Origin of the sequence: Nocardioides sp., assembly GCF_014360585.1 — a bacterium.
Taxonomy (GTDB): domain Bacteria; phylum Actinomycetota; class Actinomycetes; order Propionibacteriales; family Nocardioidaceae; genus Nocardioides.
Genome location: NZ_JACIXG010000014.1, coordinates 43,963 through 58,396, shown reverse-complemented (window position 1 = coordinate 58,396; position 14,434 = coordinate 43,963). Strand labels below are relative to the sequence as shown.

13 protein-coding genes are annotated in these 14,434 nt (G+C 69.3%); 10 read left to right on the top strand and 3 right to left on the bottom strand.

Annotation, left to right across the window (positions count from 1 at the left end):
* Window positions 1-3 precede the first annotated feature (3 nt).
* The gene (locus H5T77_RS07210; RefSeq protein ID WP_292646974.1) at window positions 4-936 is read left to right on the top strand and encodes a zinc metalloprotease; all 933 of its coding nucleotides are present in this window, start codon (window positions 4-6) and stop codon (window positions 934-936) included.
* A gap of 102 nt (window positions 937-1,038) precedes the next feature.
* On the opposite strand, the gene H5T77_RS07205 is transcribed toward H5T77_RS07210, so the two are convergent.
* On the bottom strand, window positions 1,039-1,539 hold the full coding sequence (locus tag H5T77_RS07205) for a hypothetical protein (protein ID WP_292646970.1): 501 nt from the start codon (window positions 1,537-1,539) through the stop codon (window positions 1,039-1,041).
* Window positions 1,540-1,797: 258 nt separating this feature from the next.
* Entirely contained in the window at window positions 1,798-2,007 is a 210-nt protein-coding gene (locus H5T77_RS07200; protein ID WP_292646967.1) for an antitoxin, read from the bottom strand.
* A 152-nt stretch (window positions 2,008-2,159) separates the two neighbouring features.
* Between H5T77_RS07200 and miaA the strand changes: the two genes are divergently transcribed.
* From miaA to H5T77_RS07155, 9 genes are all read left to right on the top strand, one after another.
* A complete protein-coding gene (gene miaA / locus H5T77_RS07195) occupies window positions 2,160-3,059 on the top strand; it encodes a tRNA (adenosine(37)-N6)-dimethylallyltransferase MiaA (protein WP_366816613.1) in 900 nt (299 codons plus the stop codon).
* Window positions 3,056-3,985: a helix-turn-helix domain-containing protein gene (locus tag H5T77_RS07190; protein ID WP_292646964.1), complete on the top strand. Its 930-nt coding sequence runs from the start codon at window positions 3,056-3,058 to the stop codon at window positions 3,983-3,985. Before miaA ends, H5T77_RS07190 begins: the two co-directional genes overlap by 4 nt.
* 52 nt (window positions 3,986-4,037) lie before the next feature.
* Window positions 4,038-4,667 carry a pyridoxamine 5'-phosphate oxidase family protein gene (locus H5T77_RS07185; RefSeq protein WP_292646962.1) on the top strand — a complete coding sequence of 210 codons (630 nt, stop codon included), beginning with the start codon at window positions 4,038-4,040 and terminating at the stop codon, window positions 4,665-4,667.
* Entirely contained in the window at window positions 4,667-5,518 is an 852-nt protein-coding gene (gene dapF, locus H5T77_RS07180; RefSeq protein WP_292646940.1) for a diaminopimelate epimerase, read from the top strand. The genes H5T77_RS07185 and dapF overlap by 1 nt, the downstream gene beginning before the upstream one ends.
* A 262-nt stretch (window positions 5,519-5,780) precedes the next feature.
* Window positions 5,781-6,557, top strand: a complete 777-nt coding sequence (locus tag H5T77_RS07175) for an SDR family NAD(P)-dependent oxidoreductase (RefSeq protein ID WP_292646937.1) — start codon at window positions 5,781-5,783, stop codon at window positions 6,555-6,557.
* Between the two features lie 122 nt (window positions 6,558-6,679).
* A complete protein-coding gene (locus H5T77_RS07170; protein ID WP_292646934.1) occupies window positions 6,680-8,311 on the top strand; it encodes a VWA domain-containing protein in 1,632 nt (543 codons plus the stop codon).
* A 73-nt stretch (window positions 8,312-8,384) separates the two neighbouring features.
* Window positions 8,385-9,884 carry a GTPase HflX gene (gene hflX / locus H5T77_RS07165; protein ID WP_472850338.1) on the top strand — a complete coding sequence of 500 codons (1,500 nt, stop codon included), beginning with the start codon at window positions 8,385-8,387 and terminating at the stop codon, window positions 9,882-9,884.
* Window positions 9,885-10,035: 151 nt separating this feature from the next.
* Entirely contained in the window at window positions 10,036-10,788 is a 753-nt protein-coding gene (locus tag H5T77_RS07160; RefSeq protein ID WP_292646932.1) for an SGNH/GDSL hydrolase family protein, read from the top strand.
* A 10-nt stretch (window positions 10,789-10,798) separates the two neighbouring features.
* Window positions 10,799-12,793: an ATP-dependent DNA helicase gene (locus tag H5T77_RS07155; RefSeq protein ID WP_292646929.1), complete on the top strand. Its 1,995-nt coding sequence runs from the start codon at window positions 10,799-10,801 to the stop codon at window positions 12,791-12,793.
* Between the two features lie 82 nt (window positions 12,794-12,875).
* Here H5T77_RS07155 and H5T77_RS07150 read toward each other — a convergent pair whose 3' ends face one another.
* On the bottom strand, window positions 12,876-14,432 hold the full coding sequence (locus H5T77_RS07150) for an MXAN_6640 family putative metalloprotease (RefSeq protein WP_292646926.1): 1,557 nt from the start codon (window positions 14,430-14,432) through the stop codon (window positions 12,876-12,878).
* Window positions 14,433-14,434: the final 2 nt, after the last annotated feature.

Sequence of the window (14,434 nt, the reverse complement as noted above, 5' to 3'; positions counted from 1 at the left end):
CCCATGTCGATTCCCAAGCTGGTCAACAGAGCAGTGGCGATGGGCGCGCTCGGAGTGCTCGTCGCGTCGGGCCTGGCAGCCGCAGCGCCCGCGGGCGCGATGCAGGCGGCCGGAGGAAGCGAGGAGTGCTTCGACCCGCATGAGGCCGGTGCGGCCCGTGTCGCCGAAGGGACCAAGCAGGTCCGCGACACGAACCACCTGACCGCGAAGCAGGCCGAGGCCAAGGAGAAGGCACTCGCCGGTGCGCTGGCCGCGAAGGGGAAGAAGGGCGGCAACGCCAACCTCGGGCCAACGACCATCCCGACCTACATCCACGTCATCCAGGAGGACGCCACCACCGGTGCCGTCCCGCAGGCCAACATCGACGCTCAGATCGACGTGCTCAACGCGGCGTACGCGGACACGCCGTTCTCCTTCGAGGTCGCCGGCCAGGAGACCACGATCAACCCGGCCTGGTATCCGATCATCTCCGGCTCGACCGGTGAGCGCGACATGAAGTCGACGCTGCGCCAGGGTGGCCCCGACGCGCTCAACGTCTACATCGGCGAGATCGACGACGGTCTGCTCGGCTGGGCGACCTTCCCGACCAAGAACATCGGGTCGCAGGACGGTGTGGTCGTCCTCGGTGAGTCGCTCCCGGGCGGCTCGGCGGCGCCGTACGACGAGGGCGACACGGCCACCCACGAGGTCGGCCACTGGCTGCACCTCTACCACACCTTCCAGGGTGGCTGTCACGGCAAGGGCGACCAGGTCGCAGACACCCCGGCCGAGGCGGCGCCCGCCTTTGGTTGCCCGGAGGGATCCGACACCTGCACGGCTCCGGGCCTCGACCCGATCCACAACTTCATGGACTACACCGAGGACGCGTGCATGGACGAGTTCACGCCGGGTCAGGTGCAGCGAATGATCGACGGGTGGGTGGCGTACCGCGCCTGATGTCTGCTTGATGTCTGCTTGATCAGCTGGCTGTGAAACGCGTCGAGCGCCGGGTCCCGTGCGGACCCGGCGCTCGATCTGTGTGCGATCGGCAGAGCTGAATCAGTACTGCGACTCACCCTGCTCGCCGCCGAAGCCGCGCTCGTTCGAGGTCTCGTCCGAGCCCTCGTTCGAGCCGTACGAAGAGCCCTCGGACTGCCCCTGGCTGCCCTCGTTCTGGCCGCCCTCGGAGCCGAAGGGAGCGCCGTAGGGGGAGCCCTCGTTGGACTCCTGGTCGGCGAAGCCGCTCTGGCTCGAGTCGCCGGACTGCTCGCCACCACCGTAGGAGCTGCCCTCCGTGGACTGGCCACCGTAGGAGGAGCCGCCCTGGCTCTGACCGCCCTCGGAACCGTAGGAGCTCCCGGACTGCTCGCCGCCGAAGCTGCCCTGGCTCTGGCTGCTCTGGTCCTGGCCGGCCTCGGAGCCGCCGAAGCTGCCCTCGTTGGAGGACTGCTGGCCGTAGGAGGAGCCCTCGTTGGACTCCTGGCCGCCGAAGCCCTCCTCCTGGTCGCGCTCCTGGCCGTAGTTCTGCTGCTGGTCGCTGTTGCCGTAGTTCTCAGACATATTGGTCCACACTTCCGAGTAGTTGTGATTGGACCGGAATCGGAGCATGCGTCGCACACTCCGCCCCCCGGCGCCCCTGGGTAGAGGCAATGAGAATGAGACGTCTCGACCGTTCCACGTAATGGCACCGTTGGCAACAGGTCCGTAACAGACTTTCGGAAAACTCACGCGAAATGTCCGGTTGGTGTAAATGTGCCGAAAACGCGAAGCGGGGAGCAACCCGGTCTGGGTCGCTCCCCGCCTCGCGTCGCCGAAGACTCAGTTGGTGCTGTTGTCGCCGCCGTCCAGCTTCTCTGCTTCGTTCTTGGCAGTCTCGACGCCCTGGTCGATGTGGTCGGTGAACTTGCCGCCGGTCTTCTCGTCGGCGATCTGGCCGGCCTTGTCCAGGCCCTCGTTGACCTTGTCGGCGCCGCCGACCTTGTCGATGCCCTGCTGGGCGAGATCCTTTGCCTTGTCCAAGAAGCTCATACTTCCCCCTCTGGATCGGTGGCTCCCCGTTTGAGCCAACTTGCGGCCAGACTAGTCACATGGAGTACGGCAGCAACAGGGGGACACGCGACCCGGCTAGGTCGTCCGGGCTACCGGAATTGGGATCTTCTACCCTGCCGGGTATTCCCGTCGTGGCCGTCGTCGGCGCCACCGCAGCGGGGAAGACGTCGCTCTCCCTGGACCTCGCCGAGACCCTCGGCGGCGAGATCATCAACACCGACGCGATGCAGGTCTACCGCGGGATGGACATCGGCACGGCGAAGCTTCCGCTCGCCGAGAGGAGGGGGATCCCGCACCACCTGCTCGACCTCCTCGACATCGCCGAGCCGGCCTCCGTCGCCGATTTCCAGAGGCTGGCGCGCGACGAGATCGCGACGCTCCGGGAGTCTGGGAAGACGCCGGTCCTGGTTGGCGGCAGCGCTCTCTACACGCGCGCGATCCTGGACCGGTTCGACTTCCCCGGGACCTCCAACGAGATCCGGGAGCGACTGGAGAGGGAGCTCGAGACCGCAGGTGAGAAGGCACTTCACGACCGTCTGCGGGTCCTGGACCCGGTCGCGGCCGAGCGGATCGAGATCGACAACGGTCGTCGCGTCGTACGCGCTCTGGAGGTCATCGAGCTGACCGGCGAGCCGTTCAGCGCGCGCCTACCAGAGCAGGTCTACCACGACCCCGCCTCCATCCAGATCGGCGTCGACATCTCCCGAGAAGCGTTGGACGTACGGATCCGGCAGCGCGTCACGGAGATGTTCGAGTCCGGGTTCGTCGACGAGGTGGCCCGGCTTCTGGAGGCGGGGCTGGGACGCTCGCGGACCGCGGCCAAGGCCATCGGCTATCAGGAGGTCGCTGCGTACCTCTCCGGAGAGATGACGCTGACGGACGCCAAGGAGAGGACCGCCATCAAGACCCGGCAGTTCGCGCGGCGACAGGACGCCTGGTTCCGCAAGGATCCGCGGGTGGTGTGGGTCTCATACGATGACCCGGCGCGGCTCGAGAAGGCCGTGGCGGCGATCCGGGCGGTGGGACTGTGAGCAACGACGAACGCGACCGGCTGCGGGAACTGCTCGACGTCGTGCTCGAGGGCGCCGACGACGGCGAGCCGCGCACGCTGGCGCAGATGGCGGGGGACGCCTACACCTCGCCGTATCACTTCAACCGGCTGCTCTCCCGGGGTGCGGGCGAGCCGCCGGTGGCGATGCGGCGGCGGGTGATGCTGGAGCGGTCGGCGTGGCAGCTGAAGCACGGCCGTACGGTGACCGATGCCGCCTGGGCCGCGGGGTATGAGTCGGTGGAAGGGTTCTCGCGGGCGTACGCGAAGGCCTTCGGCCACCCGCCGAGCACGGCCGCGGCGAGCCACTGGCTGCCGGCGCCGAACGGCATCCACTTCCACCCGCCGGAGTCGCTCTGGGTCGACTCCCAGGAGCAGGTGCTGTCGCCGCTGACCGAGCAGCTGGTGATGCACGACATCGACGACACCAGGGCCCTGCTCGACCAGGTCAAGGACCTGCCCGAGGAGATCCTCACCGGTGTCCGGCTTCCGGGTCATGAGGTCCTGACCTGGGACGGGCCGGAGGAGTCGATCATCCAGGTCCTGGAGGCCACGGTGTGGTCCAAGGAGTGCTGGGTGGCCTCCATCGAGGGGCTCTCGATGCCGGTCCGTCGCGGGCCCGGCCCGATCGCCGAGCTGGCCGAGCGTCACGACGCGGTCGCGGAGCGGTGGCTCACCGTCGTACGCGACATCGAGCGCCGCGGAGGCTGGGAGGATCGGCTCGTGGACGCCCTGTGCGAGCCGCCGGAGAGCTTCCAGATGGGATCGGTGGTCGCCCACGTCCTGACGTACGCGGCCCATCGGCGGCTGCTGGCCCGGGCGATGTTCCGGATGGCCGGAGTCGAGGTGGACCACGGCGACCCGATCGAGTGGCTGCGGGCCCGCCGGGGCGAGGTGTCGTCGGCCTGAGCCGACGGGGAATTGATTCGGCGCCGGTGCCTGCGCCTCGTACCCTGGGGCCGTGACCCCTACCTGGACTGAGATCAGCACCCTCGAGCAGCTCGTCGACCTGGTCGGCACCCCGAACGAGCGGGCCGTCACCAAGGGGCGTCCGGCGCTCCTCGACATCGACCGGGAATGGCTCGCGGCGACGCCGTTCTGCGTGCTGGCGACCTCGGATGAGTTCGGGAACTGCGATGCCTCGCCCAAGGGGGACCCGGCAGGGTCGCTGGTGCACGTCATCGACGACAAGACGATCGCGATCGCGGAGCGACCGGGCAACAAGCGCGTCGATGGCTACCGCAACGTGCTCGTCAACCCGCACGTCGGCATCAACTTCCTGATCCCGGGCCGTGGTGACACGCTCCGGATCAACGGGCGCGCTCGGCTGGTCTCCGACGCGCCGTTCTTCGACGCGATGGCCGTGAAGGGCAAGCGGCCGATCCTCGCCCTGGTCGTCGACATCGACGACATCTTCTTCCACTGCGCGAAGGCCTTCCTGCGTTCCGGCCTGTGGGACCCGGAGACCTGGGACCCCGACCACCTCCCCAAGCGCGCCGTCATCGCCAAGCAGGTCGAGAACGACCCGCGTACGCTGGCGGAGATGGAGGACTACTACCGCACCGACACCTACTCGAAGTTCCTCTACTGATGACCTACACGTATGTGAAGGGGCACGGTACGGAGAACGACTTCGTGCTGCTGCCGGACCTCGACGGATCGGTGCACGGCGCGCTCTCCGACGAGGAGATGGCCGATCGTGTCCGGGCGCTGTGCGACCGGCGGGCTGGCCTCGGCGCCGACGGGATCCTGCGGGTGATCCGGACCGCCGCCTACTCAGGCTCCGATCGCCCGGCGAGCGATGCCGAGTGGTTCATGGACTACCGCAACGCCGACGGCACCGTGGCGGAGATGTGCGGGAACGGCACCCGGGTCTTCGCGGAGTACCTGCGCGCGGCAGGGCTCGCCGGCGACGAGGTCACCTTCGCGACCCGCGCGGGCGACAAGACGCTGCGCGCGTCCGGGGACGTGTGGACCGCCGACCTGGGCTCGCCCAAGTTGCTCGGGTCGACCCAGATCACCGTCGACCACCACTTCTGGCCGGCGAGCAACGTCGACATGGGCAACCCGCACGCCGCTGCCGAGGTCGAGTCGCTCGACCCCCACGGCCCCGTCGGTGACCTCTACGACTCCCCGATCTTCGACGAGGCGGTCTACCCGCACGGCGTCAACGTCGAGTTCTTCGTACGCGTCGCCGAGCGTCACGTCGCGATGCGAGTCTTCGAGCGCGGCGCGGGCGAGACCCGCTCCTGCGGCACCGGCGCCTGTGCGGTGATGGTCGCGGCCGCGGAGGCCGACGGTCTCGCGGTCGCGCGCGATGCTGATGTGACGTACCGCGTCGACGTCCCCGGTGGCACCCTCCACGTCACCTGGACGACCGACGACCGCGTCCTCCTTGCCGGCCCGGCCGTCCTGGTGGCCGAAGGCACCACCACCCTCTGACCCAGCCCCGCCGAGGCGTCACCCAGCCCCGCCGAGGCGTCACCTAGGTCGGCCGAGGCGTCACCTAGGTCGGCCGAGGCGTCACGCCGTGACGTCTCGCCCGACGTACGTGACGTCTCGCCCGACGTACGTGACGTCTCGCCCGACGTACGTGACGTCTCGCCCGACGTACGTGACGTCTCGCCCGACGTACGCGACCTCTCGGTGAGATGGTTAACGGGTATTCACCATCGTGAGGGTGGTCACGTCTAGGGTGCTGCCCATGGAGTTGACTGATAGCACAGCGATCGTGACGGGTGCGGCCAGCGGGATCGGGGCGGCGACGGCCCGGGCGCTGGCGGCCAAGGGTGCGACGGTGATCGTCGCGGACATGCAGAAGGACAAGGGCGAGGCCCTGGCGGAGGAGATCAAGGGGCTGTTCGTGCCCGTTGATGTGACCGACACCGACCAGATCACCAATGCCGTGGAGCGGGCGGTGGAGATCGCCCCGCTGAAGGCGGTGGTCAACTCGGCCGGGATCGGGTGGGCACAGCGCACGATCGGGCGGGACGGTCAGATCGGGTCGGCGCACGACCTGGACGCGTACAAGAAGGTCATCGCGATCAACCTGATCGGCACCTTCGACATGTGCCGCCAGGCGGCGACCTACATCAGCCGTAACGAGCCCGACGCCAACGGACAGCGCGGAGCCATCGTCAACCTGGCCAGCGTGGCCGCCTTCGACGGCCAGATCGGGCAGGTGTCGTACTCCTCGTCCAAGGGTGGCGTCGTCGGTCTCACCCTCCCGCTCGCGCGCGACCTCGCCGCGGTCGGGATCCGGGTCAACACCGTCGCCCCCGGCCTGATCGACACCCCGATCTACGGCGAGGGCCCGGAGTCGGAGGCGTTCAAGGCCAAGCTCGGCGAGAGCGTGCTGTTCCCGCACCGCCTCGGTGAGCCCGAGGAACTGGCGAGCATGGTCGTGGAGTGCCTGACCAACGACTACATGAACGGCGAGACGATCCGCGTCGACGGTGGCATCCGGATGCCACCGAAGTGACCGGACGGCACTGAGCCCAGAACGGACGCAGGAGTACCCCGCCGGCTGGCGCACCGCTAATGTGTGCGCCAGCCGCGGACAGCTCAAACCGCTCCGCGGATACCGGAACCAGGGGAGTTCGCATGTCCGATAAGGCGGACATCAGTACGTCGAAGGCACTCGCGATCATCGAGTCCGAGGAGCCCGCCGAGCAGGCGGCGCCGAGCGAGCCTGCCCGAAAGCTGCAGCCCACGCGGGAGACGATCGGGGTTATCGCCGTCGCGGCGGGCGTCCTGGCGGCGTGCCTGGTCGCGACCGCGCTGGTCGCCGACGGCAAGCCGGCCACGAGTGGCAGCCGGACCTGCCTGGGCCCGCCGATGACGGTCGCGGTGGCGCCCGAGGCGGCGACCGTCGTGGGCGACATCCTCGAGGAAGCCGGCTGCGGACAGATCGAGGTGCAGCCGACCAAGGCCGACCAGGTCCTCCAACCGATGGCGGTCGGTGGCGACCTGCCCGACATGTGGATCCCGGACTCCTCGCTCTGGCTCGAGCGGATCAAGCCGGCCGTCGAGCCGGTCACGCTGCGGGCCTCGATGGCCTCCTCGCCGGTGGTGCTCGTCTCCGGCGACGGCCTCACCCGCACCTCCTACGCCGAGGCATTCATCGAGGACGACCTGCTGGTGGGCGACCCGCAGCGGATGATGAGCGCGCTCGGCACGGTCGTCGGCAGCCGGGAAGAGCCTCGATACGAGACCAAGCTGGAGCCGTACGCAGAGCGGATCGCCTCCGGCGCCGAGGGTGCCGCGCCGACCGACACCGCGCGCCTGGCAGAGCTGCAGACCGCGATGAGCGGAGTGACCGCGACCAGCGAGCAGCAGTGGTCGACATACGCGCCGCAGCTGAAGGCCAGCGCGCCGAAGGAAGGCACGGTGGTCCTCGACTACCCGGTCCTGATCACCGCTGACTCCTCGCGCCGCAACGCGATCGCCTCCACGATCACCGCCTTCGCCCGCGTGCTCGACAGCGGTGCCGCGGACACCTCGCTGACGCAGGCCGGTTTCCGCACCGCCGGAGCCGGCAAGCCGTCCCCCAACGTCGGCGCGTTCACCCAGGTCGACTCTGCCGCCGTGGCCGAGGCCGCCTCGGAGTGGAACGCCAAGCTGCGGCCCACCCGGACGATCGCGGTCGTGGACGTATCCGGGTCGATGGCCTGGCCGACTGCTCTCGGCAGCGATACGACCCGCCTCCGGCTCACCCAGGCGGCGGTGTCCGAGGCCGTCGAGCTCCTCCCCGGCAGCGCCGCGCTCGGGCTGTGGGCCTTCTCCGAGAAGACCGAGGGCGAGCTCGGCGGCGACCACGCCGTGCTCGTCCCGACCCGCCAGCTGGCCTCGAACAACCAGCGCGCGCAGCTGACCGGGGAGATCGCCGGGCTCACCGCACGCACCGGCGGCGGCACCGCCCTGCACGACAGCGCGCTCGCGGCCTACCGGGCCGCAGTCGCCTCCTACGACCCGCTCGCCTCCAACAGCGTGCTGATCTTCACCGACGGCACCAACGACGATCCGGACTCGCTGGACCTGACGGAGCTCGTCGGTCAGCTGAAGGCCGCCTCCGACCCGCGGCGGCCGGTCCGGGTCCTGGGGGTCGGGATCACCGCCGACGCCGACATGGGTGCGTTGCGGGCGATCGCCGACGCGACTGGCGGGGCGGCGTACGTCGCGGAGCGGCCGGAGGACGTCGGGACCGTCCTCCGAGAGGCTCTCGAGCAGCGCTGAGGCACCAACCTGATCCAGCCAGTCGGATAAGCATTGTCCCCCGGGTGGTGCGGCGCCGTATCCTTGTTGGTATATGACGAACAACGCACACGACTTCTCACTCGCTGACGAGCTCGAGGCCACCGAGGACTGGGACGCGCTCGACGGCACCCAAGAAAGTGGATACAGCGAGTCGGGCTACGTAGACGAGGATCCTGAGACCACCGACCCGACCGTCGGTGCGATGGAGCTCGCCGAGCGACACGCGCTCAAGCGCGTCGCCAGCCTGCGCACCGAGCTCGAGGACATCACCGAGGTCGAATATCGCCAGCTGCGGCTGGAGCGAGTGGTGCTCGTGGGCGTGTGGGCCGGCGGCACCCAGACGGACGCCGAGAACTCCCTCGCCGAGCTCGCGCTCCTCGCCGAGACGGCGGGCTCCGAGGTGCTGGAGGCGATCTACCAGCGTCGCCAGGCGCCGGACCCCGCGACGTACATCGGGCGCGGCAAGGTCGAGGCGCTCAAGGAGATCGTGGCCGCGACCGGCGCCGACACCGTGATCGCCGACGGAGAGCTGGCGCCGAGCCAGCTCAGGAACCTCGAGGACCGCACCGGCGTCAAGGTCGTCGACCGGACCGCGCTGATCCTCGACATCTTCGCCCAGCACGCCAAGTCGCGTGAGGGTCAGGCGCAGGTGGAGCTCGCCCAGCTCAGCTACATGAAGCAGCGGCTTCGTGGTTGGGGTGGCAACCTGTCGCGCCAGGCCGGTGGACGGGTCGCCGGTGGTGCCGGTATCGGTGGCCGTGGGCCCGGTGAGACGAAGATCGAGACCGACCGTCGCCGGATCAACACCAAGATCGCCAAGCTCAACCGTGAGCTGAAGGCGATGAAGGGCACCCGCGACACCAAGCGTGCCGACCGCAAGCGTCACCACATCCCGGCGGTCGCGATCGCCGGCTACACCAACGCGGGCAAGTCGTCGCTGCTCAACCGGCTCACCGGTGCCGGCGTGCTCGTCGAGGACGCCCTCTTCGCGACCTTGGACCCGACCACCCGCAAGACGACCACGGACGACGGCCGCGTCTACACGATGTCCGACACCGTCGGCTTCGTGCGCCACCTGCCCCACCAGCTCGTCGAGGCCTTCCGGTCCACCCTGGAGGAGGTCGCCGACGCCGATCTGGTCGTGCACGTGGTCGACGGCTCCCACCCCGATCCCGAGGGTCAGCTGGCGGCGGTGCGCGAGGTGTTCGCCGAGATCGGTGCCAGCGAGGTGCCTGAGCTGGTCGTGATCAACAAGGCCGACATCGCCGACCCGCTGGTGGTCGCCAGGCTGCAGCGTGCCGAGCCCCACTCGGTGGCGGTCTCGGCCAAGACCGGAGAGGGCATCGACAAGGCCATCATCGCGGTCGAGAACGATCTGCCGAAGCCGGGCGTGGAGTTCACCGCGCTGGTCCCCTATGAGCGGGGCGACCTGGTCAACCGGATCCACCAGCACGGCGAGATCGACCACCTCGAGCACACCGCCGAAGGCACCGTCGTCAAGGGCCGCGCCAACGCGGACCTGGCCGGCGAGCTGGCTGCATATTCAGCCTGATCATCGGGCACCGATCTCCGGGCACTGATCTGGGCACCGATCTCGGGACGCTGATGGGCGCTGATCCGGCGCTGGTTTCGGCGTTTCGACATCGGTGATGCCAGGCTCGTCCCTCACACTTGGGGACGGTCGGTCGTTGGAGAGGGCACGGATGCGGACAGACGTACGTCGGGCGGCGCGCGCGATCATCGTGAGCGCGCTGGCTGGTGCTGTCCTGGTGACCGCGCTCGCCGGCTGCGCCAGCGAGGACGACGGCGTGCTCCCGGGGCAGGTGCCGGAGCACGAGACGCAGGTGACCCAGGACCTGTGCACGCGGCTGGCCGCAGAGTCGGTGGCCCGTGCCGCAGTGGTGACCGGAGCCGGTGAGCGGGTCGTCGTGATCGGCGACTCCTGGGCCTCGGGCTTCGGGCTGGACGACCCAGGTCAGTCGTGGCCGCGCTATCTCGACGGCGAGGTACGGGTCTCCGGCTTCGGCGGCACCGGCTACTCGCGTGGGCTGATGGAGCGATGTGGCCCGATCTCCTTCCCCGAGCGCGTCCCAGACGTGCTCGCCCAGGGAGCCGACCTGGTCGTGCTCGAGGGCGGCATCAACGATTCCAAGAGCGATCTCGACGAGGTCGAGAAGGGCTTCCGCGAGACCCTGGACGAGCTGAAGGGCTACGAGGTCATCGTGCTCAGCGCGCCCAAGGTGAACTCGCGTGCCAAGGCCATCAGGGTGGTCAACAAGATGATGCGGCGGGTCTCGGCGGAGTACGGGGTGACGTACATCAACGTCTTCGACCTCGAGCTGCCCATGCTCGAGGACAACACCCATCTGACTGTCACCGGCCACATGCAGTTCGGGGAGATCGTCGCCCGGCGGATCGCGGAGAGCCGATCGGAGACTGTCCCCGCGCACGGCTAAGGTTGCCCGAGTGACCGCAACCGAAACCGTCTCCCAGTCGCCCGTACGCGAAGCCCTCGCGGATGCGGTCGCGACCCTCGGCGGGGCCACCCGCGACGGTCAGGTGCTGATGGCCGACGCGGTGGCGCAGGCGCTCACCGACGAGGAGCACCTGCTGGTCGAGGCCGGCACCGGCACCGGTAAGTCGCTGGCGTATCTGGTCCCGTCGCTGCTCCACGACAGTCGGGTCGTGGTGGCCACCGCGACGCTGGCCCTGCAGCATCAGCTCGTCGAGCGCGACCTGCCGCGTCTGGTGAAGGCGATCGGCTCGCGCCCGGGCGTCGACGCCTCCTACGCCGTCCTCAAGGGCCGCTCCAACTACGCCTGCCTCCACCGCGTGCGCGAGGGCGCTCCCGACGACCAGGGCACTCTGGTCGACGTGCCGCTGGGCGCGATGGCGGAGAAGGTCCTCGAGCTCCGCAGCTGGGCAGAGAAGGAAGCGGACAAGGGCGGCAGCGGCGAGCGTGACTCCGCCCCCCGGCACACCGACCGCGAGTGGCGCCAGGTCTCGGTCAACCACCGCGACTGCCTCGGTGCCGCCAAGTGTCCTTTCGGCGAGGAGTGCTTCGCCGAGGTCGCCCGCGAAAAGGCTCAGAAGAGCCATCTGATCGTCACCAACCACTCGCTGCTCGCTATCGACGCGATCGAGGGGGTGCCGATGATCCCGGAGTACGACGCCGTGGTGATCGACGAGGCCCACGAGCTGGTCGCCCGGGTGACCCAGGCGGCGACCGACGAGCTGACCGCGGCCGAGGTGGAGCGGGCCGCCCGACGGGCTCAGAAGCACATCGACGGCTCGGAGGCCGACGATCTGGCCGACGCCTCCGACGCGCTCCGGGCTGCGATCAACGAGACTTCGCCGGGGCGGCTGATCACGCTGCCCGAGGTCGTCTCGGACGCCTTGGTGCTCGTGCGTGACGCTGCTCGCTCCGCGATCTCGGCGCTCCCCAAGCCGAAGGACTCCGAAGGCGCCGACCCCGGCTTCCAGCAGGCCAAGGGTGGCCTGCAGGAGGTCTTCACCACCGCCGAGCGGATGGCCGCTGCCGCCGAGTCCGACGTCATCTGGCTCAACGAGGGTGGCGAGAGGATCCCGCCGCGCCTGTGTGTCGCGCCCCTGCAGGTCTGGGCGCAGATGCGCGAGAAGCTGCTGCGGGAGAAGACCGTCGTCTTCGCCTCTGCCACTCTCAAGCTCGGCGGCGACTTCGGCCCTGTGGCTGGATCCCTCGGGCTGAAGGCGGAGGAGCGCACCGAGCTGGGCGCCGGGGCGCAGCGTACGGAGGACGTCCTGCCGTGGATCGGGCTGGATGTCGGCAGCCCGTTCGACTACGGCAGGCAGGGGATCTTGTACGTCGCCCGCCACCTGCCCCCTCCCGGGCGCGACGGCATGGGCGCCAAGACCATGGACGAGATCGTCGACCTGGTCGACGCCGCCGACGGGCGTACGCTCGGGCTCTTCTCCTCACGCCGTGCCGCCGAGGCGGCCGCCGAGGTCGTGCGCCAGAAGCTGCCTCACCTGACCACCCTGGCCCAGGGCGACGCCCAGCTGCCCGAGCTCGCCGCGCAGTTCGTCGCCGACCCGCACACGGTGCTCTTCGGGACGCTGTCGCTGTGGCAGGGCCTCGACGTGCCGGGCGACACCTGCCAGCTCGTGATCATCGACCGGATCCCGTTCCCGCGGCCCGACGACCCGCTGATGTCGGCCCGGCAGCAGGCGGCCGACAAGGCCGGCGGCAACGGGTTCATGCAGGTCGCCGCCACCCACGCGGCGCTGCTGCTGGCGCAGGGGGCCGGTCGGCTGATCCGCACCACCACCGATCGCGGGGTCGTGGCCGTGCTCGACGCCCGCCTGGCGACGGCCCGCTACGGGGGGTTCCTCAAGGCGAGCCTGCCGCCGATGTGGGCGACCACCGACGCCGATGTCGTCCGCAAGGCGCTCAAGCGGCTCTCCGAGCTGGCCTCTGCCTGAGCCACCGGTATCGGCTCGTCCAGACCAAAAACTCACGCCGAGTCGGCTCGTCAGAACGAGCCGACTCGGCGTGGGGTGTGCGTCAGCGGTAGGTCTTCGCCCACCAGCGGTGGGTGGCCTTGTCGGGCGAGGCGACACCGCGGCAGGAGAATGCCGTGCCCTGGCCACACTTGAAGTTGCTGCTCGCGTTGGCGAAGGTGATCTCGACCTTGCGGATCCGCTTGGAGGAGAAGCCCGTGATGGTCTTCGTGGCGATGCCGTCGCGGTTGGGCTTGAGGTAGTAGACGCCCCGGGTGCCGTCGGTGCGGAAGACGCTGACCACGGCGGCGTTGGCGTTGGGGCGGGCCACGTCGACCTTCACACGCAGCTTCCAGCCCTTGCCGACCTTCTTCGGCACGAGGCGCTGCGAGGCGTAGGTCATGTGCTTGAGGGTGTGCTTGCCGCCGACCGTCTGCCGCTTGGCGGGCAAGGCGGTGCGGCCGTCGTAGACCGGCGCGTAGTAGGCGCGGCCCTCGCTGTAGCTCTTCCTTGGGGCCAGGTTGGCGGCGGCGAAGCGGGCGTACTGCTCCTTCAGGGTGGTGCCGCGAGCAGCGAGCGCCCGGCGGATGGCCACGGTGGAGTAGGTCGACGGGGCGCGGTTCCAGACGTCGAGGACCACTGCCGGCAGGTCACCCCGCTCCCTGGAGAAGCGCTCGGAGAGATAGCGGAAGAAGATCCAGTTGCCGTAGATGCCGAGGTTGGAGACGTTGGAGTTGTCGAGCGGCTTGCGCTGGTCCTCGAGCTGGCCGTAGGCGAGGTACTGCCGGTTGTCGTTGATGCTGTCGTAGACCTCGTCCTCGACCCAGGTCGCCGTGGACTCCATCATCCAGCGGTCCTCGCCGGCGTCGTAGGCGAACTGGACCGCGTGAAAGTACTCGTGAGCGGCCGTCACACGGAGGTTCTCCGTGGGCGTGTTCATGGAGCCGTACTCGCTGGTGGCGTAGTCGTTGTCCAGCACGCAGTAGGCGGTCGCGGCGGTCTTGGAGACCTTCGTCTCCGGCGCGCAGTAGCCGTAGTAGCCCTCGTCGTAGAGGTTCTCCAGGTAGATGTCGACCTTGCCCGGGGTGATCGACTTGTCGGCCGCGGGCTTGCGGTAGCCCGCCTTCACGTAGATGTTGTGGACCTTCGTGACCACGTCGCGGACCTGGTTCGCGTACGCCACGGAGGCCTTGTCGCCACCCTTGCCGGGGGTGTAGTGGACGCAGACCGCGTGGCTGCAGGTCTGGGTGGCCGCGCGGGGGCGGGCGAGCAGCTCGCGCGCCGCCACCTGGTTGGAGCCGTCCAGAGCGTCCTTGGCATTCCACAGGTCGGCCAGCGCGATCGTGGCGTCGGGGCGACCGGCGACGTGCCGCCCGGGAACGAACTGCCGCATGCCGCGCACCGACTGGTTGCGCTTGACCTTCTTGGCCGCGGCGAGCGCCTCACGGGCCGCCTTCTCCGTCACCGGCTGCTCGGCGCTCGTGTCTCCGCCGGTCATCACCGACGCCGCCGGGGTCGACCCGGTTGCGGGCATGGTGGCCGCGAACGTCGCTACGACCATGCCTGCGATCAGGACGAGGGAGCGTTGTTTGCGGTTGATCCGGCGGGCAATGTTTCGCATGA